Source organism: Tardiphaga sp. 841_E9_N1_2 (genome assembly GCF_051811065.1).
GTDB lineage: Bacteria > Pseudomonadota > Alphaproteobacteria > Rhizobiales > Xanthobacteraceae > Tardiphaga > Tardiphaga robiniae.
In genome coordinates, this window is sequence record NZ_JBPWQC010000001.1 from 3,781,970 (window position 1) to 3,803,516 (window position 21,547).

Below are 21,547 nucleotides of genomic sequence, written 5' to 3' on the forward strand. Positions count from 1 at the left end.
ATGACAGCGCGCTCGGAGGAACGCCCCGGTTTCACGCCGAGGATCCCTCAAGCAGAGAGCTTTGACCACTATAGATGGGCACGCCGCGCAACACGCCCTGGAATTCGCTCAGCGGCGCGCCGATCGTGAGGCCTCGCCCGTCGATCCGGTACTCGCGAATGGTCGATTCATGCGCTCCGGTCCGCTTCTTGATCACGGACATCGCACGGCGAACGCTGCCGCTTGCTTCGAAGTAACGGAGCAGGATCACGGTATCGGCGAGATAGGTGACGTCCACCGGCGCCTTCATATCGCCGACGAGGCCGTGCTGCGCCACCGTCATGAAGGTCGCTGCGCCCCTGCGGTTGAGATATTGCAGCAGCTCATGCATGTGCAGGATCAGCGAGTTCTCTTCCGGCATCGAGGCCTGATAGCCGTTGAGACTGTCGATCACGACGGTCTTGATGTTGTGCTCGTCGATCTGACGACGGACGCGATGCGCAAATTCACCCGGCGACAATTCGGCGGCATCGACCTGTTCGACAAACAGATGCCCACTTTCCTGCATGGCAGGCAGATCGATTCCGATCCCCTTCATGCGATCGAACAGCAGTCCGAGCTCCTCGTCGAAGATAAACATTGCGGCCTTCTCGCCCCGCTTCACCGCTGCGACCACGTTGACGATCGCGGTCAGCGATTTGCCAGTGCCCGCCGGCCCCAGGATCAATGTGCTCGAGCCGGTTTCGATGCCGCCGCCCAGCAATTGGTCGAGTTGCGCAATGCCGCTCGACTTGGTCTTGCGATCCATGCTGTTGCGGAATTCGGATGCGACCAGCCGAGGAAAAACGTTAAGCCCGCCCGTGGTGATGGTGGCATCGTGGTAGCCGCCGCGAAACTTGACGCCGCGATATTTGATCACCCGCGCACGCCGACGCTCTGCGCCGTAGGAGGGTGCCAGTTCTTCGAGCCGCAGCACGCCATGTGCGACGCTGTGCACTGTCTTGTCGGCCACTTCCGCCGTGAGGTCGTCGAGCAGCATCACTGTCGTGCCGAATTTTGCGAAGTAATGCTTGATGGCCAGTATCTGGCGGCGATAACGCAACGAGCTCTGCGCCAGCAGCCGGATTTCCGACAGGCTGTCCAAGACGACCCTGCTCGGCTGGGTGCGTTCCACCGCCTCGAATATCTGCTTGGTGGTTTCGCCGAGTTCGAGGTCGGACGAATAGAGCAGACTCTGTTGCTGATCCTCGTCAAGCAGGCTTTCCGGCGGCAGGAGTTCGAAAACTTCAATGCTCTTGTCGAGGGTCCAGCCATGGGACGCTGCGCCATCGCGCAACTCACTATCCGTCTCGGATAGCGTGATGTAGAGCCCCTTCTCTCCGATCCGCGCGCCCTCCAGCAAGAACTGCAACGCGACCGTGGTCTTGCCTGTCCCCGGCGCGCCTTCGACCAGAAAAATGTGACCTCGGGAGAATCCGCCGGAGAGGATATTATCCAATCCCCAGATGCCGGTCCTGGCTTTGTCGTCCTGCACGTGCGTCGAACTCATACTGCCCCCTGACGCGCGATAACCGGGGCAATATCAATCGGTTCCCTGTCCAGGACAAAAATTCTAAAAAGCGCGGTGGTCAACGTTTCTCAATGACCAGGCTCTGCACGGCCCGGCCGAAATAACCATTGATATCGGCGAGCTTCGACGCAGCAAGACCGGCGCCATCCGGCCCGATCCAGCTCTCCCCGTCCAGCAGGATCCAGTCGCCCACCGGCGGACGTGACAGGCTCACGGTGAGGTCGGCATTCAGGAAGGTCCAGTCGTCGAAACTCAGCACCGGTGACGAGCCGTTGCTGAAGTCGGCCGCAATGACGGCACGCATCACCTGCGAGAGGCCGGCGCCTTCGACAATCGGCCGGTTGGCCCGGTACCAGATGGCGCCAGGCCCCAGCGACAGGAAGCCGCCGCGCACAGCGCGAATGGTCATGCCGGTGACGAAGGGACTGCTGGCGTAACGCGGCTCCAGCAATCCGCCCTGATCCGGCGGCGGCACCGTGACCGGCGGATCACCGATCTCCGGCGGCAGTGGCTGCGCCTCCGCCCTGATCTTCAGCACCGTCGCACGCACCACCACGGTGCCGTTCGCCATGAGACGAATGCCACACAGCTGAATCTTGCGACCCTCGCGCAGCACTTCCGTCTCGAAAGTGAGCGGCGCCACCGGCACCGGCCGCAACAAGTCGATGGTGACACGCGTCACATGCATCGGGCTTGCGGTGGGCATCTGCTCGGCCAACCACGTCACCAGCGCCGATGGCGCCGAGCCGTGCTGCATGGTCTCGTTCCACGGACCCGCAGCATGCGGGCTGGTGACGACATGGTTGCCGTCCACGCGATAGATGGCGTCCATCAGATCGGCCTTCTCAATGCAGCATCAGAGCGGCGGATCGATCGCTTCGTCATATTCCTTCTTGAAGCGCGCAACGAGCTCGGCCACCGGCACGACCTTCGACACGCTGCCGATGCCCTGGCCGCTGCCCCAGATTTCCTTCCAGGCCTTTGGCTTGGCACGCTCGCCACTGGCGTCGGTGCCGAAATTCATCTTGGTCGGATCGGACTCCGGCAGATTGTCCGGATCCATGCCGGCGGCGACGATGGACGGCTTCAGGTAGTTGCCGTGAACGCCGGTGAAGAGATTCGAATAGACGATGTCTTCCGAGCCGGAAGCCGCGATCATGTCCTTGTAGCCAGGCACCGCATTCGCTTCGGTAGTGGCGATGAAGGCCGAACCGATATAGGCGAAGTCGGCACCGAGGATACGCGCGGCGCGAATGGCGCGACCGTTGGCGATGGCGCCCGACAGCGCGATCGGACCGTCGAACCACTGCCGGGTCTCGGCGACGAACGCGAGCGGCGAGATCTCGCCGGCATGACCGCCGGCGCCTGCCGCAACGAGGATCAGGCCGTCAGCCCCCTTCTCGATCGCCTTGTGCGCGAAACGCTGATTGATGACGTCATGAAACACGATGCCGCCCCAGGCATGGGCCGCCTGATTGAGTTCTTCACGCGCGCCAAGCGAGGTGATCATCATCGGCACTTTATGCTTTTCGCAAAGCGCCATGTCCTGCTCGAGCCGGTTGTTGGACTTGTGCACGATCTGGTTGACCGCGAAGGGTGCGGAGAGCCGATCCGGATGCGCCTTGTCATGCGCGGCGAGTTCTTCCTTGATCCGGTGCAGCCATTCGTCGAGCAGCGCCGCCGGACGTGCATTCAGCGCGGGAAACGCGCCGACGATACCCGCTTTGCACTGCGCGATGACGAGATCCGGCACCGAAATGATGAACAGCGGCGAACCGATCACGGGTAGCGACAGGCGGTTCTTGAACAAAGCCGGCATCGACATGGGAAATTCCTCGACTTCTTTTCTTGATTTGTGCGCGATCCTGCGCGCCTGCCCCCGGTCGATCCGGGTGCGGGCGGACGATGCCAGAAGCGTGGGGCGGATGGCAATTGCGCTGCGGGAGAAAAAAGCCGGACCCCGAGCGGCGTTCGTCCGGTACGCGGAATAATGGGGCACCACATTATCGAGGTGGCGCCCCATTATCGGGATGACTGATCGATTGTCGGCAAGCGCCCGATCAAGCGGGTTCTGACATCGTCACACGGTGCTTGACGCTGGGACGCTCGTTCATCCTTGCGTACCAGGCGTGGAGAGCCTCGTACTCCGCAGGCACCTCGAGTTTCACGAGACCGGCGAAGATCAAACCGCCAATTACCGTGATATCGGCCATCGAGAAAAAATTGCTGGCGATGAATGGCTGCTTTTTCAACACCCCGTCAAAGTACGCCATTCCCCTGAGCGCCTTGTCGCGCTGGCGGAAACCCCACTCGGCATTTTGATAGATCTCGACGTGGGGTCCGAGCCCCGGTGTTGCGTGATGGAAATAGACACTGATGGCGTCGAGCAGCTCCAGCTCGGCACGCTTGCTCATCATGTGGATCAAGCCCGTGTCGCGCGGCGTGCCGCCGGTGAGCGTGGGGGAGCCGTCAAGTCCGTCGAGATATTCGGTAATGGCGGTGCACTCGGCAATGAAAGTGCCATCGTCGAGTTCGAGCACCGGCAGCGTGCCTGAGTAGTTCTTGGCGAGAAACGCCGGCTTCTTGTGCTCGCCTTTGGTGAGATCGACCGACACGAAATTGATGCGCGATCGGAGGCTCTTCTCGGCCACCGCGATCCGGACGCGCGCCGGGTAAGGCCCTGTGCTCCAATCGTGAATCGTCATCATCGGGAGCTTTGTCGCGTCGCCATTGGAGATCTGAGTATTCATTAGTTTATCCTACCTATCAGTTGGTAGGGTGATTTACGGCTTTGATTTACAGACGTCAACGCCTATCTATCACTTGGTAGGCTACAGACACGGGGTTGTGAGACCGGGACATGAGTTCGAATTCCAGAGAAGCCATCCTGGCGGCCGCGAAACTGACCGCGCAGGCCCATGGCTATAGCGGCCTGAATTTCCGTGATCTTGCGGCAGATGTGGGCATCAAGGCCGCGAGCATCTACCATCACTTCCCGAGCAAGGCCGATCTCGGCGCCGCCGTCGCCAGGCGCTATTGGGAGGACTCGGCCGCCTATCTGGAGACACTGCTCGCCGAATCCACCGATCCGGCCGCCTGCCTCCGCCAATATCCCGGCACGTTCCGCAAGGCGCTGGAGAGCGGCAACCGCATGTGCCTGTGCAGCTTCATGGCCGCCGAATATGACGACCTGCCGGAGCCGGTGAAGAAAGAGATCCGGACCTTCACCGATATCAACGTGGCATGGCTGAGCAAGGTTCTCGCCGCTGTGACCGCCGCGAGCCCTGAGAAGAGCGAACCGCGCGCGCGCGCTATCTTCGCCGCCATCACCGGCGCCCAGCTGATGGCAAGAAGCCGCGCGGATGTCTCGCTCTATGACACGCTCATCGAGAGTTATCGCGCAGCGGGTCTGTTGCCGGCATAGACCTACTGGCAGAGCGCCTGGGTGACGTAATTTTCCGTCTTGCAGTCACCCGGCTCCGGCGCGCGGCCGGGGATCATAGCCCTGGGCGAGCAGCTTTGCGCGGCGTCGGTGTCGAGGCTCTTGCCGTCCTTGAAGCCCTTGCTCTGACACAGTTTGTCTGAGGCCGCCTTGCAGTCGGGTGCGCCATTGGCAGCGACCGGACAAGCCACCCGTCCCTTCACCACCGTGTTGAGCTTGGTCAGGCTGTCGGTGCCGAGCGACGGCATCGCGGGCAGCGATGGCAGCAGCGAGGTGGAATTCTTGAACAGCTTGCCGATTTCGTTGAACAGGCCGGGATTCTCGGGCGCCGGCGGCGGTGACGGCGGTGGCGCCTGTTCAGCCATAGGAGCCGGCGCGAAAGCCGCGGCAGGCGGGGGTGCGGCCGAGGGAGCCGGGACAACCTGAATCGTGATCGACTTCTGCGGAGCCGGCTGCTGCTGCATCGCCTGCGACCAGGCGCACATCGTAGCTGCGCCCACGGTCAGCACCGCGATCACAGCGACGACGCAGTTGCGGGTTACCGGAGCCAACAGACGGGTCAAATCGAACATGATGCGAAATGTATCCCGGCACCTGCGCCGGGGGAAGCATCCTGATCTAGAACAGCCGGAATGCGATGATGAAGCCGAGCACCAGAACGCCGACGCCCAGCGCAACCCACAGACCCAGACGCTTCTCGATGGTCTCGCGAATCCACACGCCGTACCGGTTGAGCAGGATGGCGACGACATAGAAGCGCACGCCACGGGCAACCACCGACAGCGCGATGAACATCCAGATATTATAGTTCGCGAAGCCTGACGTGATGGTGACAAGCTTGTAGGGGATCGGCGTCAGCCCCTTCAGCAAGATGATCCATGCGCCATATTCGGCATAGCCGGCGCGGAATGCCTCGACCTTGTCGCCATAGCCATAGAAATGAATGACCCATTGGCCGACGGAGTCATACAGCACCGCGCCGATGAGATATCCCACCACACCGCCAAGCACTGAGGTAATGGTGCAAATGCCCGCATAGAGCCAGGCCTTCTGTGGCCGGGCCAGCGCCATCGGAATCAGCATCACATCCGGCGGCACCGGAAAGAACGAACTTTCCGCGAAGGACACGATGCCCAAAATCCAGAGGGCATAGGGCTTGTGGGCGGCGTCGATACACCAGTCATACATTCGTCTGAGCATGGTTCGCGATGAACCATCCTGACGCCGATTTGTCTATGGCTGGGCTGACACGCGCGAGACGAAAAGCTTAACTCAACTTGCGAAGGCGACGACCTTCGAGCGCGACAATTGGCCGCCGCGCGGCGCTTTGCTCGATGGATTTGGGCCGTTTCGGCGGTTTCGGGAGCTTTTCGGCGATACCGAGCATGTCTTCACGCCGGCTCATCTCGGCCCAGACCTGCTCAGGACGCACGCCCGCGGCCGCCCACAATACAGTCAAATTGTAGAGAAGATCGGCGCTTTCACGGATCACGGCGTCCGGCTTGCGGTTGATCGCATCGATGACGACCTCGATGGCCTCCTCGGCCAGCTTCTTCGCCATCTTTTCCGGCCCCTGCTGATAAAGCCGGGCCGTTCGCGAGACCGAGGGATCGAGATCCTTGGCCGCGATCACCGCCTGATAAAGCCGGTCGAGCGAATCACTCATGCAACTACACTATCCCAAAGCCGTGGCCAGCGCGTTAACGCCTGGCTTTCAAGTGTCTGCAACGACGTCAAAACGCCGGCCGCAAGCGCGACCGGCGTTTGATAGTTAAGTGACAGTTGCATGACGGGATAAGTTGTGACCGATCGCGAACTACCAGGTCATACGACGCGAATTATCGTAACCATGACCACCGCCGTAGCCGCGATACGGTACGCCACCGTAATAGGCAGGACCGCCATCATAATAGGCTGGGCCACCACCGTAGTAGCCGTAGCCCGGACCATTATCGTAGTAATAATCACGACGGCTCTGCGTTGCAGCGATTGCGCCAATGGTACCGACGATGGCGCCAAAGGCCGCAAGGCCGGCAGCATTGCCGCCACCGCGATAATGGCGACGGCGCGCGCTGCTGAAATCGGTCGCATCGCTGGTGCCGTGAGTTGCAACAGCCTGGCTCGTGCTCTTGGCGACAGGCGCCGCAAATGCTCCGGTCGGCGCAATTGCCGAGATCGTCATGGCCGCAACACTCGCCACGATGGCGGCGCGGCCAGTCTTATTAAGCAATTTATTTCGTACGAACATCTCAATGTCCTCCGTGGTCGTCTGGCCCTGTGGGCCTCTGTATAGCCAACCACTTCGGCCACTATGAGTTCCCCAACCCCAACGGCAGCTGAACGATCGGTGTCCAAATCGGGGCAGTCATCTCCCGTTCAGCCTTTTACGGTTAGAAACGACGCGCAAGATGTCGCACCATACCGCCATCAATCAGACATGCCCGGCGGGGTAACTGCCGGTCCGTCAGTCGTTAAGTATCTTGATGCCCAGAAACGCGACCAACATTTCCCGGCGGCATGTCCTCCTCTCGCTGAGTGCGCTGGGCTCCGTCGCTTTTTGCGCGTCATCGGGACAGGCCGCCGACGACAACAAGACAGCTGACGACAAAACACCAACCAATATCCAGTTTGCGCTCGATCGCGCAGTCGATGCGATTGCCGCACCTTTCGTGCTGGCCGATGCCCGCGGCCTGTACCGGGCCGAGAACTTGAATGTAACCACCACCGTCGCCGCAGGATCGAAGGAGGCCATCGCGCGGATCGCTTCCGGCGCCTGCGACATGGCGCTGGCCGATCTCAATGCGTTGATCCGCTATCGCGGCGATTCCGATGCCGCGACAGTGAAGGCCGTCTTCGTGCTGCTCAATGTAGCACCCTACGCCATCGTCGCCCGCAAGAGCCGCGGCGTGATCTCGCTCGGTAGCCTTGAAGGAAAAGTGCTTGGGGTCGCTGATCGCGATCTCGCGATCCGGCTATGGCCGGCACTGGCCAAGCGCAACAACATCAAGCTTGCAGCCGTGAAGCTGGAGAGGATCAGCGCCGCGGTGCGAGAACCGATGCTCTCGGCCGGTCAGGTCGATGCGGTCACCGGCTTCTCCTATCTCTCGGCGGTCAACCTGCGCGACCGCGGCGTCCCCGCCGATGACCTGGCGGTGTTTCGTTTCGCCGAGTTCGGCTCCGCCGCCTATGGCCTCGCGCTGATCGTCAATCCGAAATTCGCTGCCGCCAGACCTGAGGCCGTGAAAGCATTCATTCGCGCCGTCACCGCCGGGACGCAGTTGGCGATCCAGGACCCGGCCAAGGCGATCACCGACGTCGTGACCCAGATGGAGAATGGTTCGCGCGAGCTCGAACTGACGCGGCTCCACATTGCCATTACCGACAATATCCTGACCGACGACGTCCGCCGCGACGGGCTGGGTGGCATCGATGCCGCACGCTTTGAGGCGTCACTCAACGAGATCGCCGAAGATTTTACCTTCAAGAAGCGCCCCTCAGCCGCGGACATCTTCGACGACAGCTTCCTGCCGGGCTCGGTCGGCCGCAAGATGAACTGAAGAAGTTCAACTGAACAACTTTTCCCGAAGCTGTATTCGGCTGCCATCCCCGCCTAGACTATGCGCAATCGGTTATCCCGTTCGCGCTGTGCTGAGTGACCTCCCATGATCCGTCTTTACACCCGTGTGCTGGAGCTGCTCGGCAAGGAGAAGCGCCTCGGCTGGATCCTTGCGGCCGCCAACCTGCTGCTGGCCGGCGCGCAATTCGCCGAACCGGTGCTGTTCGGCCGGATCATCGACGTGCTCTCCGGCAATCTCTCGACGGCCGCGATGCAAACGGACAGCGCATCGCCCTGGCCGTTATTGGCGGCCTGGGTTGCGTTCGGCCTGTTCACCATCGTCTGCGGCGCGGTGGTGGCACTTCATGCGGATCGCCTCGCGCACCGCCAGCGCCAAGCCGTGCTGACCGATTACTTCGAACACATCATGCAATTGCCGCTGACCTTCCACACCGGCACGCATTCAGGCCGCCTGATGAAGGTGATGCTGGCCGGCACCGATGCGCTGTGGCGTGTCTGGCTCGGCTTCTTCCGCGAACATTTCGCCTCCATCGTTTCGTTGTTCGTGCTGCTGCCGCTGTCGATCTATCTCAACTGGCGGCTGGCGATCCTGCTCGTGATCCTGTGCGTCGTGTTCACGGTGCTGACCACGATGGTCGTGCGCAAGACATCCGGCATGCAGAGCGACGTCGAGGAGCATTACGGCGACCTTTCCGCGCGCGCGTCCGACGCGCTGGGCAATGTCGCGCTGGTGCAGAGCTTCACGCGCATCGATGCCGAGGTGCAGGGCCTGCGTGGCGTCTCCAGCCAGTTGCTTGAAAAGCAGATGCCGGTGCTGTCGTGGTGGGCACTGGTCTCGGTGATGACGCGCGCCTCCACCACCATCACGGTGCTGGCGATCTTCACCGTCGGCATCGCGCTGCATCAGCAGGGTCTCACCACCGTCGGCGAGATCGTGATGTTCGTCAGTTTTGCGTCGATGCTGATCCAGAAGCTCGAACAGGTGGTCTCCTTCATCAACACCATCTTCATGGAAGCGCCGCGGCTGCGCGATTTCATGAATGTGCTCGATGCCGTGCCTGCCGTGCGCGACCGCATCGACGCCATGGATCCCGGCCGGCTGCAGGGCATGGTCGAATTCAACGACGTGTCGTTCTCCTATGACGGCAAGCGGCCGGCCATCGCGGATCTGTCCTTCACGGCGCTGCCCGGCGAGACCATCGCGCTCGTCGGCGCCACCGGCGCGGGCAAATCCACCGCTATCGCACTGCTGCACCGGGCCTTCGACCCGCAATCCGGCATCATCTCGATCGACGGTATGGATGTCCGTGCACTCACCCTGTCGGGCCTGCGCCGAAACATCGGCGTCGTGTTCCAGGAGGCGCTGCTGTTCAATCGCTCCATCGCCGACAACCTGCGCGTCGGCAAGCCGGATGCGACGGACGAAGAGTTGCGCATTGCCGCTGCCCGCGCCCAGGCGCTCGATTTCATCGAACGCAGCGATAACGGTTTCAACACCAATGCCGGCGAGCGTGGTCGCATGCTGTCCGGCGGCGAGCGGCAGCGGCTGTCGATCGCGCGAGCTCTGCTGAAGGATCCGCCGATCCTGATCCTCGACGAGGCCACCAGCGCGCTCGATGCCGTGACCGAGGCCAAGCTCAACGTCGCTCTCGATGAAGTGATGAAGGGCCGCACCACCTTCGTGATCGCGCACAGGCTGTCCACCATCCGCAACGCCACGCGCATCCTCGTATTTGAGAACGGCCGCGTGATCGAAGCGGGAACTTTCGATGAACTCGTGATGCAGGGCGGCTATTTCGCCAGTCTGGCCGCCGCCCAGTTCATGGTTCAGGAGGACGCACGCGCCAGCATGGCTCTGCCCGATACTGCCCAACCCCTTTGATGTCTCTAGAGAACCGGTCGAAATTTGGCCCCTTTCATCACCGATTTAACCGGCTCGCCACTGTTCTGATGCTCTCGGCCGGTATAGGTTTGCAGCCGTCACCGCGTGACGGCTGACCGACATGAGAGCCCCGAACCTCAAATCCAAGAATTGCTGCGCGCGGTGCTGGAGCACTGCAGGCGGGCCGCAAAGGACCGGAATCGGATAGTGCAGTTTCACTTCGCATCGCGCCGCCTGCTATCACTCAACTGGTTCATTCTCGCCGCGGCATTTGCGCTCGGCGTGACTGTGCCGCGCACGGCCAGTGCTGAAGCGCTTCTGCTCGTCGAAGCCGATACCGGCAAGGTCCTGCAGGCCGAGAACGCGACCTATCCGTGGCATCCCGCCTCCGTCACCAAGCTGATGACGACCTATGTCACGTTGCAGGCGGTGAAGCAGGGACGCATCAACCTCGACACGGTGGTGACAGTGTCGCCGATCGCCTCCGCACAGTCGCCATCGAAGATGGGCTTCAAGGCCGGCACGCAGGTCACCATCGATAACGCGTTGAAGATGATGATGGTGAAGTCGGCCAACGACATGGCCGTCGTGCTCGCCGAAGGCGTCGGCGGCTCCGTCGACGGATTTTCCGCGATGATGAATGCCACGGCGCAAAAGCTCGGCATGACGCAGACCCACTATGTCAATCCGAACGGCCTGCCTGCCGACGAACAGGTGACCTCGGCGCGCGACCTCGCGATCCTTGCGCGTGCGATCATTCGCGACCTGCCGGAATACGAATATTTCGTCCATATTCCCGCGATCAAATTCGGCCGCCGCATCACGCCGAACTTCAACAAGCTGATCGGCCGCTATCCCGGCGCCGACGGCATGAAGACCGGTTTCATCTGCGCTTCCGGCTACAATCTCGTCGCCACCGCCACCCGTGGCAACAAGCGGCTGATCGCGGTGGTGCTCGGCGCCTCGTCCGGCCAGGCGCGCGCCGTCAAGGCCGCGCAGCTGCTGGAACGCGGCTTCAACACCGGCACAGGCGGCCTGACCTGGCTGCAGCCGGCGCTCGGCACCGTGGATGCCCTCGCACCGATCGACGCCGCGCCGCCCAACCTGCGCGACGAGATGTGCGGACCGAAACGCAAGCGCCCGGCCAGCGACGCCGATGATGAAGTCGTCGCCAGCAACGAAGCCAGCAGCCAGGCCATGTCGTTCTTCACCGCCGGCCTGCAGCCGCCAACGCTGCGCCCGGTCGACATGATCGCCGCAGCTGCCGCACCGGTCGAGCCGGTGATCGTTTATATTGGGCCGAAGAAGACCGGTGCCGACCTGATCGCCGCCAATGCCGTGGAAGAAGCCCGGCAGACGCCGAAGCCCAAGGCCAAGAAGGGCACCAAGACCGCCGCCAAGAAGCCTGATGCGGCAGCCGACACCAAGGACGCCAAACCCGCAGCATCGGCCGAGGCAAAAACGGCCGCGAAACCTGCGGCCAAACCGGCTGCAAAACAGGCAGCGGTGAAACCGGATGCAGCCGCGCCGAAACCGGCCGCTGCAGCTAAGCCAGCCGCCGCCAAGCCCGCGGCTGCCAAGCCTGCCACGACGGCCACCGCCGCTCCGGCCACAACGCCGGCCAAGCCGAAGGCAGCGGCCAAACCCGCACCGAAAGCTACCACCGGCGAAGCCAAGCCGGCTGCGGCAGCTCCGCGCACTTAGACCTTCGTCGACAAGGCTCAACTATCATCGTTAACGCGGCCGGTTTCCGGCTGCGTCATGTTGCGCCGCGCCTTGCTATCAAGGGCAGCTTTGCTCAATACTTCGACGAAATAATCAAATCGAGGGGGAAGTGTCATGGAGCGTATCTGGCTCAAACAATATCCGGCAGGCGTGCCAGCCGACATCGACGTCAGCCTGTATCCGTCGCTGGTCGATCTGCTCGAAGAGAGCTTTGCCAAATTCCGCGATCGCAAAGCCTTCATCTGCATGGACAAGTCGATCACCTATCGTGAGCTCGACGAAATGTCCCTGGCGCTCGGCGCCTATCTGCAGGGCAAGGGCCTCGCCAAGGGGGCCCGCGTCGCGCTGATGATGCCGAACGTGCTGCAATATCCGATCGCCACCTCCGCGGTGCTGCGCGCCGGCTATGCCGTGGTCAACGTCAACCCGCTCTACACCCCGCGCGAGCTCGAGCATCAGCTCAAGGATTCCGGCGCCGAAGCCATCATCGTGCTGGAGAACTTCGCCTCCACGGTGCAGCAGGTGATCGCCAAAACCAATGTGAAACACGTCATCCTTGGCAGCATGGGCGACATGCTCGGCTTCAAGGGCGTGATCGTCAATCTCGTGGTCCGCCGCGTGAAAAAGATGGTGCCGGCTTACGAATTGCCGGGCGCTGTCTGGTTCAACGATGCAGTCTCCGCCGGCCGCAGCATGAAGATGAAGAAGCCGGTGCTCGGGCCCGACGACGTCGCTTTCCTGCAATATACCGGCGGCACCACCGGTGTGTCCAAGGGCGCGACGCTGCGCCATCGCAACATCCTGGCCAATGTGCTGCAGAACGATGCCTGGCTGCAGCCGGCGCTGCGCAAGCCGCCGCATGTGGACCAGCTGTTCATCGTCTGCGCGCTGCCGCTGTATCATATCTTCGCGCTGACGGCCTGTTTCCTGCTGGCCGTGCGCGCCGGCGGCGTCAACCTCCTGATCCCGAACCCGCGCGATATGCCGGGCTTCGTGAAGGAGCTGATGAAGTATCAGGTCAACAGCTTCCCGGCCGTCAACACGCTCTATAACGGCCTGCTGAATACGCCGGGCTTCGACCAGGTGGATTTCTCCAAGCTGAAGATTTCCAACGGCGGCGGCATGGCGGTGCAGAAGGCGGTGGCCGAGCGCTGGCTGAAGACGACCGGCTGCTTCGTCGCCGAAGGCTACGGCCTGTCGGAAACCTCGCCGACGCTGACCTGCAACCCGGCCGATGTCGATCAGTTCAACGGCTCCATCGGCGTGCCGGTGCCGTCGACCTGGATCTCGATCCGCGACGACGACGGCAACGAAGTCCCGCTCGGCGAGCCCGGCGAGATTTGCGCCAAGGGTCCGCAGATCATGTCGGGCTACTGGAACCGGCCGGACGAGACCGCCAAGGTGATAACCGCGGACGGTTTCTTCCGCACCGGCGATATCGGCATCATGAGCCCCGACGGTTTCACCAAGATCGTGGATCGCAAGAAGGACATGGTGCTGGTCTCGGGCTTCAACGTCTATCCGAACGAGGTCGAGGACGTCATCGCCAGCCATCCCGGCGTGCTGGAATGCGCCGTGATCGGCGTGCCCGATCCGAAGACCACCGAGGCGGTGAAGGCCTTCGTCGTCAAGAAAGACCCGAACGTCACCGCCGAGGACATCATCAAATTCTGCGGCACCCAGCTCACCAACTACAAGGTGCCGAAACAGATCGAATTCCGCACCGCTTTGCCGAAGACCAATGTCGGCAAGATCCTGCGCCGCGAACTCCGCGACGAGAAGAAGCAGGCCTCAGCGGCCTGACACACTGCTATAGGGTGGGCCCGCTTTCGCATGGCCCACCCTATGGATCTCAGCATGACTGCAACGACTCCCGCCGACATCATCGCCTTCTGGACAGACGCCGGCTGGGACCGCTGGTACGCCAAGAACGACGATTTCGATGCCGAGATCACCCGCCGCTTTCGCGCGCTGTGGGATGAGGCCGTCGCAGGCAACCTTGCGTCATGGGAGGCCAGTGACGAGGGCACGCTCGCTTTGATCCTCGTGCTCGACCAGTTTCCCCGCAACATGTTCCGCAACGACCCGCGTGCTTTTTCCAGCGATCGCCTCGCTTGCGACCTCACAGTCAGGGCCGTCGCGCGCGGCGTCGATCAGCGCGTCGACCAGCAGATGCAGCAGTTCGTCTATATGCCGCTGATGCATTCGGAAGACCTCGTCGATCAGGAGCGCTGCTGCGCACTGTTTCGCGCCACCGGCGAGACCGACAATCTGAAATTCGCCGACGAGCACGCCGACATCATCCGGCGCTTCGGCCGTTTCCCCCACCGTAACCGGGTGCTGGGGCGCAACTCCACTGCGGAGGAACAGGCGTTTCTGGATGCCGGCGGCTTCGGCGGGTAGAATTGGCCTCCGACCCTCTTCGTCATTGCGAGGAGCGAAGCGACGCGGCAATCCAGTCTTCCCTTGTTGCTTTCTGGATTGCTTCGCTACGCTCGCAATGACGAAGATGAGAAGCCCCTGCCTTGCCTTTGAGCGCCCCTCAATATTGCCCGCGTCATGCAGCCGGTCTAAACACACTCACCCTTACTTTCAGGAGAGATCGACGATGACCATTCAAGTTGGCGACAAGCTGCCCGAGTCCAAGCTCCGTGTCATGACCTCCGAAGGTCCGGCCGTGAAGACCACCGACGACATCTTCAAGGGCAAGAAAGTGGCGCTGTTCGCGGTGCCCGGCGCCTATACCGGCACCTGCCACAAGATGCATCTGCCGAGCATCTTCCTCAACGCCTATGCCATCAAGGACAAGGGCGTCGACACCATCGCGATCATCTCCGTCAACGACGTGTTCGTGATGAACGCCTGGAAGAAAGACACCGACCTGCGCGACGAAGCGGTGTTCCTCGCCGACGGCAATGCCGACTTCACCAAGGCGATCGGCATGGAGCTCGACGCATCCGGCAACGGCCTCGGCATCCGCTCGCATCGCTATTCGATGCTGGTGGAAGACGGCAAGGTGACCAAGCTCAACCTCGAGCCGGCACCGGGCAAGGTCGAAGTCTCCGGCGGCGACACACTGCTCGGCCAGCTCTGAGCTAAAGCCCTCTTACTTCCCCTCTCCCCCAGCGCAGCGAAGCTGCGCGCCGCGGGAGAGGGTGGATCGAACACGCGAAGCGGGTTCGAGACGGGAGAGGGTTTGAGCGCGGGGATGCAGCCCCCTCTCCCGCCTTCGCTTCGCGAAGGCACCCTCCCCCACGAGGGGGAGGGGAAAAGAGAGCCCGCTTCTACCGGCCCCGGTTCTCCGCCAGCCCGTCCCGCGACAGCTGATCCGCGCGTTCGTTCTCGGCATGGCCGGCATGGCCCTTGACCCAGTGCCAGCGCACGTCATGGGTCTTCAGCGCAGCATCGAGGCGCTGCCACAGGTCGACATTCTTCACCGGCTTCTTGTCCGACGTCTTCCAGCCGTTTTTCTTCCAGCCGTGAATCCAGCTCATGATGCCGTTGCGCAGATACTGGCTGTCGGTGTGCAGATCCACCGAGCACGGCTTCTTCAGCGCTTCCAGCGCCGAGATCGCCGCCATCAGCTCCATGCGGTTGTTGGTGGTGTGGGCCTCGCCGCCCTTCAATTCCTTCTCGGCATCGCCGAAACGAAGGATAGCGCCCCAGCCACCGGGGCCGGGATTTCCCGAGCAGGCGCCGTCGGTATAGATCGTCACAGGCGTCGCAGTGGTCACGCGGGCTGCCTCGCCGCTTCGACGCCGTAGTCGGCCATCGACGTCACCGACTGGTGGAAGCGCAGCTTGCGGACATACTCGACCGGATCCTTCGGCTTCACGAAGGCGCCTTCCGGCACATTGAGGAAATCCACGAGACGCGTGAGCAAGAAACGGATCGACGCACCCCGCGCCAGCAGCGGAAACGCCGCGCGCTCGGCACTGGTCAACGGACGCACCGCCTCATAGGCATTGAGGAAAGCGCGCGCCTTGGTGGCATTGAACGACAGATCCGGCTCGAAGCACCAGGCGTTCAGGCAGATCGCCACGTCATAGGCCAGCATGTCATTGCAGGCGAACGGGAAGTCGATCAGGCCGGAGAGCTTGTCGCCGAGAAAGAACACGTTGTCCGGAAACAGATCCGCATGGATCACGCCTTCCGGCAGATCGCTCGGCCAATGCGCGGCAAGATAGTCGAGTTCGGTCTGCAGGAAAGCGCGCAGCCCGGGCTGAACCGTATCGGCGCGCGGTGCTGCGAGGTCGAGCAAACCGCGCCAGCCATCGACCGACAGGTTGTTCTTGCGCACCAGCGGGAAATCGCGCCCGGCGACATGCATCCTCGCCAGCGCTTCGCCGACACCGGCGCAATGCATCGCATTGGGACGACGCGGCCACATGCCTTCGAGAAAGTTGATGATCGCGGCGGGCCGGCCGGCGAGCGATGCATAGACCGCACCGTCGCGATTCTTCTGCGGCTGCGGGCAATTCACGCCGCGCGCGCACAGATGCGCCATCAGACCGAGGAAGTAAGGCAGGTCATCCGCCTCGACGCGCTTCTCATAGAGCGTGAGGATATACGCGCCCTTGGAGGTGTGCATCAGGAAGTTGGAATTCTCGACGCCTTCGGCGATGCCCTTGTAGGAGAGCAATTCGCCGACATCGTAGCTCTTCAGGAAGTCCGCGAGATCATCGGCGGCAACATCGGTATAGACCGCCATCGCGGTTACGCCGCGGCCTCGGGACGCAGCGAACGCGGCAGCGGGAAGAATTCGTTTTCTTCAGCAGCCGAAACCGTCTCCACATGCAGCTCATAACGCTGCGCGAAGGCGTCCATGATCTCTTCGACAATCACTTCCGGCGCCGAGGCGCCTGCCGTGATGCCGAGGCTGGTGATGCCCTCGAACATGCTCCAGTCGAGATCGCTGGCGCGCTGTGCCAACACCGAAACCCTGCAGCCCTCGCGCTCGGCCACTTCGCGCAGACGCTGCGAGTTCGACGAGTTCGGCGCGCCAACCACGATCAGCGCATCGACCACCGGCGCCACCTTCTTCACGGCAAGCTGGCGATTGGTGGTGGCGTAGCAGATGTCTTCCTTGTGCGGCCCGTTGATCGTGGGGAAGCGGCTCTTCAGCACTTCGACGATCTCGGCGGTGTCGTCGATCGACAGCGTCGTCTGGGTCACGAAAGCGAGATTGTTCGGATCCTTCGGCTGGAAGGTCTGTGCGTCTCCAGCGGTCTCGATGAGCTGGACGGCGCCCGGCGGCAGCTGACCCACGGTGCCGACCACTTCCGGATGGTGTGAATGCCCGATCAGCAGGATCTCACGGCCGCGCTTGAAGTGGATCGCCGCCTCGCGATGCACCTTGGTGACCAGCGGGCAGGTCGCGTCCAGCGAGAAGAAATTGCGCTGACGGGCATCCTCGGGAACCGATTTCGGCACGCCGTGGGCGGAAAATACTACCGGCGCGGAGGTGTTGTCCGGAATTTCGGCGAGTTCCTCGACGAAGATCGCGCCCTTGGTCTTCAGACTGTCCACCACATACTTGTTATGGACGATCTCATGCCGGACATAGACCGGTGCGCCATGGATCGCGAGTGCGCGTTCGACCGTATCGATCGCCCGGACCACGCCTGCGCAGAAGCCGCGCGGCGAACAAAGAACGATTTTCAGGGACGGTTTGGTCGTCATATCGGGGCGATCCAGGGGCCTGGGCACCAAAATGGCAGGTGCGATGGGTCAGATTGGCAAAATTCAGCCAAAGAGCTTGTCTGAATAAGGACTTGGGGCCGGTTTGCGGCGCTGTCAAGGCCGAACTGCCGGGCATTGCGCGGTTGCCCTCTGACAGATTATATAGAGCCTTAATTCCCGTCATCACCGATGACCAGACGGCTTCGCCTCCGAAAGAGGTGGGCGAAGCGCAAAGGAGATGTGCCATGAGCAATGCCCCGCTGATGCCAAAGGCGACGGCCGTGTGGCTGGTCGACAATACGGCGCTGACCTTCGATCAGGTCGCCGATTTCACCAAGATGCACCCGCTCGAGATCCGCGCCATTGCCGACGGCGACGCCGCCCAGGGCATCAAGGGCATGGACCCGATTTCCAACGGGCAGCTGACCCGCGATGAGATCGAAAAGGGCGAGAAGGACAAGAATTATCGGCTCAAGCTCGAAGAGAGCAAGGTGATCCTGCCGCCAGCCGCCAAGAAGAAGGGCCCGCGCTACACCCCGGTGTCGCGCCGTCATGAGCGCCCGAGCGCGATCCTGTGGCTGGTGCGTAACCATGCCGAGCTGAAAGACAGCCAGATCATGCGGCTGGTCGGCACCACCAAGACCACCATCGCCTCGATCCGCGACCGCACCCACTGGAATGCCTCAACCCTGACCCCGATGGATCCGGTGACCCTCGGCCTGTGCTCGCAGATCGAACTCGATTTCGAAGTGCAGCGCGCGGCCAAGGAAAAGCCGACCGACCAGGCTTACGGCGGCGCCACCCTGCTGCCGGCCTCGGAAACCACCCGCAAGGACGAGTTGGAGACCGCCGAGAGCGGCAGCGGCGACCTCAATGTCGACGCCGTGTTCGCCAAGCTGAAGGGCATCGGCGGCGGCAAGAAGCAGGACGACGAGGAATAAGCGGCTGCGCTGCGCACAGATGCGCGGCGGTAATAACAGAATTGAAAACGCGGCGGTTCATCCCGCCGCGTTTTTTTGTTTCAGGTGATGCGCCGCCCGCTTACGCCAGCGGGCGACGGATGCTGACATTGATGCTGCCGTCATCGTCATATGCCACCAGCTTGCCGATGAAATTCGAGAACGACGTGGCGACTTCGATGAAGCAGCCCTGTCCGTCGATCATGTAAGCGAGGACGTCGTCGGCATTCTCCAGGTTCACGCCTGCATCAGCCAGTTCGCTGATGTCCGGGATGACCTCGTGATCGACGAAGTAGATCTTGCCCTTCGCCTTACCCTTGTAGATTTCGACGATCGGATCGCCGCCGTGACTTTCCGCCACCGGATAGCAGAAGGCACGGAAGGCCTTGTCCCAGAGATCGGCGTCGGCGAGAAACACGCGCAGGTCGTTGTATTCGAAGCCGGTGTCGAGACCGCGTAGGTAGCGCACCGAATCGAATGTCTCGACGCCATCGGCCAGCGGGCTGGCTGTGTCGAGATCGAAATAGAAGCCGTTACGCGCTTTCAGAAACGCCGTATAATCGGATGAGAATTCGATACCCTGCTCGGCGGCAAAAGCTGCAATCGCCTTCTCCTTCACCGGCTTGAATGTCATCGCATCGGGATAGTCTTCGAACCTGAACTCGTTCGCCATCATGTACTCCGCTTATGCGTAAAGGATCCCGCCTGAGCGGTGCCTCCCTTGGTGCTGCAGAGGTAAGGCAAGGTTCATGGTCGCGCCCGACGCATAATCTTCACTTTCCAAACGCCATCGAATCCTGCGACATCGCGCATGGACGGCAACGCATGGAGTGGCGACGATGGCATCTCTCTGGCTTGGTCTGATGCGCTTGCTGGCCGGCTTCCGCCGCGGTCTGCGCGATCCCGAATTTCGCGCGATCCTGTTTCTGCTGGCCATCGCCATGACCGGCGGCGCCGTGTTCTTTCACGCCGTGGAAGGCTGGCCGTGGATCGACGCCGCCTATTTCAGCGCGATGGCGCTCACCACCGTTGGCGACGCCACGCTGTCGCCGACCACGGCCATTGCCAAGATCTTCACGATGCTGTTCTCGATCTGCGGCATCGGACTGATGCTGGCATTCCTGTCGCGGCTATCGACGTTCCGAGAGCATGAGGAAGGGCGGGAGTGATATCGTAGCCGTCACGCCTTCTTCAGAAATTCCGTGCGCAGCACCAGGCCTTTCACCTTGTCGGTACGGCCTTCGATCTCGTCTTCATTATCGGTGAGATGGATGTTCTTGATCACGGTGCCGCGCTTGAGCACGGTGGACGAGCCTTTCAGCTTGAGGTCCTTGATCAGCGTGACGGTATCGCCTTCGGCGAGCAGCGCGCCGTTCGAATCCCTGACCTTGATGTCCATGATGTTGTCCTTCTTTTCCCTTCTCCCCTTGTGGGAGAAGGTGCCCTCGCAAAGCGAGGGCGGATGAGGGGTAGCCGCAGAGTTCGTAGCTTGTGGCCACCCCTCACCCGTCTCGACCGCTCCGCGTTCGATCCACCCTCTCCCACAAGGGGAGAGGGGAAGCAAGAAATACCAGGGATCAGAACTTGTACGTAATACCCGTGCCGACCAGCCACGGGTCGAGCTTGACCTGACCGGTGATCGCCGCGCCGCTGGCCAGCGTACCTTCCCAGTCCGGGCGCATCCACATCTTCTTCACGTCGACATTCCAGCCCCAATGCTTGTCGATCATGTAGTCGAAGCCGAACTGCAGCACCGGCGCCGCGGTGTCTTTCAGACGGCTGCTCGTCACGCCCACGCCGCTGGCACTCTGGCTGAAGAACTAGGTGTAGTTCACGCCAGCGCCGATATAGGGCTTGAAGGCGCCGAACTGCGTGAAGTGATACTGGAAGGTCAGCGTCGGCGGCAGCAGCCAGGCCTTGCCGACATCGAGGCCGGCAATGGCGCCGTCACCGGTGACGTGGTGCTTGGTCACGCCGAGAATGAGTTCGGCTGCGAGGTTCGGCGTGAAGAAATACGAGATGTCGAGTTCGGGAACGACCTGATCGGAGGTCTTCAGGCTGGAGCCCGGCACCTGGTGAACCGACCCGCCATTCTCCGGAATGACGCCGAGCACACGTAGGCGGATCATCCAGGGATTCCACGCCTCGACCACCGGCGCCTTGGTATACGGCGTCACGGCCGGAAGATCGGCGGCACCTGCCGTCGTCGCCATGCTGGTCATCGCCGTTGCTGCCATCAGCAACGACACAGTCGTCAGAATTCTCTTCATCGCGAAGCGCCCTGTCTTTCGATTCGTTCGGGGTGAACGATCTCACCCGATCAAATCCGAAAGACGCTCGCCGCGGCGCTCACACGTTGATCTCCATCAAAAGCAAACGACCGCACAGCGTCTCGCTGCGCGGTCGTTGCCTTTGGGAGACACAGTGTTGCGGAATATCAATCCGCGGCGTTACGGCCGGCTTGGATTGTTCAGCATGTATTCGCCGAGATTGCGCTGTGCGCGGTCGGCACGATTGATGGCATTGCTGCGCTGAACGTCGCGGTCCTTGCGACAGGCCGCATATTCCGGCGAGCCGACAGCGACCCCATTGGCGCGGCAGATCGCGTCATCGTCATCACCGAGGCTCGACATGGGAATGTCGGTGCGGCGCGCGCAGGCGCTGAGCAGCATTGCTGTCAGCGTCAGCGCGATGAGAGAGGTCGAGGTCAGTCGCATGCATGGTCCCGTTA

Annotated in this window: 23 protein-coding genes and 1 pseudogene; 9 read left to right on the forward strand and 15 right to left on the reverse strand. The window is 62.0% G+C overall.

What is annotated here, in order from left to right; translation table 11 throughout:
* Positions 1–31: 31 nt before the first annotated feature.
* The 4 genes from AB8A50_RS18245 to AB8A50_RS18260 form a co-directional block, all read right to left on the reverse strand.
* Complete coding sequence (locus AB8A50_RS18245; RefSeq protein ID WP_439059946.1) at positions 32–1,528, reverse strand: ATPase domain-containing protein; 1,497 nt, start codon at positions 1,526–1,528, stop codon at positions 32–34.
* Positions 1,529–1,607: 79 nt separating this feature from the next.
* Positions 1,608–2,381, reverse strand: coding sequence for a thioesterase family protein (locus tag AB8A50_RS18250; RefSeq protein ID WP_439078501.1), 774 nt, complete (start codon positions 2,379–2,381; stop codon positions 1,608–1,610).
* A 24-nt stretch (positions 2,382–2,405) separates the two neighbouring features.
* Positions 2,406–3,374 carry an NAD(P)H-dependent flavin oxidoreductase gene (locus AB8A50_RS18255; protein ID WP_068729293.1) on the reverse strand — a complete coding sequence of 323 codons (969 nt, stop codon included), beginning with the start codon at positions 3,372–3,374 and terminating at the stop codon, positions 2,406–2,408.
* Positions 3,375–3,609: 235 nt separating this feature from the next.
* Positions 3,610–4,254, reverse strand: a complete 645-nt coding sequence (locus AB8A50_RS18260) for a glutathione S-transferase (protein WP_439079993.1) — start codon at positions 4,252–4,254, stop codon at positions 3,610–3,612.
* A 155-nt stretch (positions 4,255–4,409) separates the two neighbouring features.
* On the opposite strand from AB8A50_RS18260, the gene AB8A50_RS18265 reads away from it, so the two are divergent.
* A complete protein-coding gene (locus tag AB8A50_RS18265) occupies positions 4,410–4,973 on the forward strand; it encodes a TetR/AcrR family transcriptional regulator (protein ID WP_439078502.1) in 564 nt (187 codons plus the stop codon).
* Positions 4,974–4,975: 2 nt separating this feature from the next.
* Here AB8A50_RS18265 and AB8A50_RS18270 read toward each other — a convergent pair whose 3' ends face one another.
* The 4 genes from AB8A50_RS18270 to AB8A50_RS18285 all read right to left on the reverse strand — a co-directional run bounded on the left by AB8A50_RS18270 (position 4,976) and on the right by AB8A50_RS18285 (position 7,239).
* Positions 4,976–5,563 (reverse strand): hypothetical protein, encoded by a 588-nt coding sequence (locus tag AB8A50_RS18270; protein WP_439078503.1) that lies wholly within the window; start codon positions 5,561–5,563, stop codon positions 4,976–4,978.
* A 46-nt stretch (positions 5,564–5,609) separates the two neighbouring features.
* A complete protein-coding gene (locus AB8A50_RS18275) occupies positions 5,610–6,191 on the reverse strand; it encodes a YqaA family protein (protein WP_089267665.1) in 582 nt (193 codons plus the stop codon).
* A gap of 67 nt (positions 6,192–6,258) precedes the next feature.
* Positions 6,259–6,657 carry a phosphoribosyl-ATP diphosphatase gene (gene hisE, locus AB8A50_RS18280; protein WP_089267666.1) on the reverse strand — a complete coding sequence of 133 codons (399 nt, stop codon included), beginning with the start codon at positions 6,655–6,657 and terminating at the stop codon, positions 6,259–6,261.
* Positions 6,658–6,807: 150 nt separating this feature from the next.
* Positions 6,808–7,239, reverse strand: coding sequence for a hypothetical protein (locus tag AB8A50_RS18285; RefSeq protein ID WP_439078504.1), 432 nt, complete (start codon positions 7,237–7,239; stop codon positions 6,808–6,810).
* A gap of 235 nt (positions 7,240–7,474) precedes the next feature.
* Between AB8A50_RS18285 and AB8A50_RS18290 the strand changes: the two genes are divergently transcribed.
* The 6 genes from AB8A50_RS18290 to AB8A50_RS18315 all read left to right on the forward strand — a co-directional run bounded on the left by AB8A50_RS18290 (position 7,475) and on the right by AB8A50_RS18315 (position 15,269).
* Complete coding sequence (locus AB8A50_RS18290; RefSeq protein ID WP_439078505.1) at positions 7,475–8,548, forward strand: ABC transporter substrate-binding protein; 1,074 nt, start codon at positions 7,475–7,477, stop codon at positions 8,546–8,548.
* A gap of 105 nt (positions 8,549–8,653) precedes the next feature.
* Complete coding sequence (locus AB8A50_RS18295) at positions 8,654–10,450, forward strand: glucan ABC transporter ATP-binding protein/ permease (RefSeq protein WP_439078506.1); 1,797 nt, start codon at positions 8,654–8,656, stop codon at positions 10,448–10,450.
* A 207-nt stretch (positions 10,451–10,657) separates the two neighbouring features.
* Positions 10,658–12,154 (forward strand): D-alanyl-D-alanine carboxypeptidase family protein, encoded by a 1,497-nt coding sequence (locus tag AB8A50_RS18300; RefSeq protein ID WP_439078507.1) that lies wholly within the window; start codon positions 10,658–10,660, stop codon positions 12,152–12,154.
* Positions 12,155–12,289: 135 nt separating this feature from the next.
* Positions 12,290–13,978 carry a long-chain fatty acid--CoA ligase gene (locus AB8A50_RS18305; RefSeq protein WP_439078508.1) on the forward strand — a complete coding sequence of 563 codons (1,689 nt, stop codon included), beginning with the start codon at positions 12,290–12,292 and terminating at the stop codon, positions 13,976–13,978.
* Positions 13,979–14,032: 54 nt separating this feature from the next.
* Positions 14,033–14,578, forward strand: a complete 546-nt coding sequence (locus tag AB8A50_RS18310; protein ID WP_439074502.1) for a DUF924 family protein — start codon at positions 14,033–14,035, stop codon at positions 14,576–14,578.
* Between the two features lie 205 nt (positions 14,579–14,783).
* The gene (locus AB8A50_RS18315) at positions 14,784–15,269 is read left to right on the forward strand and encodes a peroxiredoxin (protein ID WP_089267673.1); all 486 of its coding nucleotides are present in this window, start codon (positions 14,784–14,786) and stop codon (positions 15,267–15,269) included.
* Between the two features lie 190 nt (positions 15,270–15,459).
* Here the strand turns inward: AB8A50_RS18315 and rnhA are convergent, their stop codons facing one another.
* From rnhA to ispH, 3 genes are read right to left on the reverse strand one after another with little or no spacing between them, the layout of a single operon-like run.
* Positions 15,460–15,909 carry a ribonuclease HI gene (gene rnhA, locus AB8A50_RS18320; RefSeq protein ID WP_089267674.1) on the reverse strand — a complete coding sequence of 150 codons (450 nt, stop codon included), beginning with the start codon at positions 15,907–15,909 and terminating at the stop codon, positions 15,460–15,462.
* Complete coding sequence (locus tag AB8A50_RS18325; protein WP_120287322.1) at positions 15,906–16,886, reverse strand: homoserine kinase; 981 nt, start codon at positions 16,884–16,886, stop codon at positions 15,906–15,908. Before AB8A50_RS18325 ends, rnhA begins: the two co-directional genes overlap by 4 nt.
* Before the next feature lie 5 nt (positions 16,887–16,891).
* Positions 16,892–17,857 (reverse strand): 4-hydroxy-3-methylbut-2-enyl diphosphate reductase, encoded by a 966-nt coding sequence (gene ispH, locus AB8A50_RS18330; RefSeq protein ID WP_089267676.1) that lies wholly within the window; start codon positions 17,855–17,857, stop codon positions 16,892–16,894.
* 245 nt (positions 17,858–18,102) lie between these two features.
* On the opposite strand from ispH, the gene AB8A50_RS18335 reads away from it, so the two are divergent.
* Positions 18,103–18,798 carry a DUF1013 domain-containing protein gene (locus AB8A50_RS18335; protein WP_439078509.1) on the forward strand — a complete coding sequence of 232 codons (696 nt, stop codon included), beginning with the start codon at positions 18,103–18,105 and terminating at the stop codon, positions 18,796–18,798.
* Between the two features lie 100 nt (positions 18,799–18,898).
* Here AB8A50_RS18335 and AB8A50_RS18340 read toward each other — a convergent pair whose 3' ends face one another.
* The gene (locus AB8A50_RS18340; protein WP_439078510.1) at positions 18,899–19,489 is read right to left on the reverse strand and encodes an SMI1/KNR4 family protein; all 591 of its coding nucleotides are present in this window, start codon (positions 19,487–19,489) and stop codon (positions 18,899–18,901) included.
* Positions 19,490–19,655: 166 nt separating this feature from the next.
* Between AB8A50_RS18340 and AB8A50_RS18345 the strand changes: the two genes are divergently transcribed.
* The gene (locus AB8A50_RS18345) at positions 19,656–19,985 is read left to right on the forward strand and encodes a potassium channel family protein (protein WP_093757451.1); all 330 of its coding nucleotides are present in this window, start codon (positions 19,656–19,658) and stop codon (positions 19,983–19,985) included.
* Between the two features lie 11 nt (positions 19,986–19,996).
* Here AB8A50_RS18345 and AB8A50_RS18350 read toward each other — a convergent pair whose 3' ends face one another.
* The 3 genes and pseudogenes from AB8A50_RS18350 to AB8A50_RS18360 form a co-directional block, all read right to left on the reverse strand.
* A complete protein-coding gene (locus AB8A50_RS18350) occupies positions 19,997–20,215 on the reverse strand; it encodes an alkylphosphonate utilization protein (RefSeq protein ID WP_011665834.1) in 219 nt (72 codons plus the stop codon).
* 178 nt (positions 20,216–20,393) lie between these two features.
* A pseudogene (locus tag AB8A50_RS18355) lies at positions 20,394–21,086 on the reverse strand (OmpW/AlkL family protein).
* 180 nt (positions 21,087–21,266) lie between these two features.
* The gene (locus tag AB8A50_RS18360; RefSeq protein ID WP_068729332.1) at positions 21,267–21,533 is read right to left on the reverse strand and encodes a hypothetical protein; all 267 of its coding nucleotides are present in this window, start codon (positions 21,531–21,533) and stop codon (positions 21,267–21,269) included.
* Positions 21,534–21,547 lie beyond the last annotated feature (14 nt).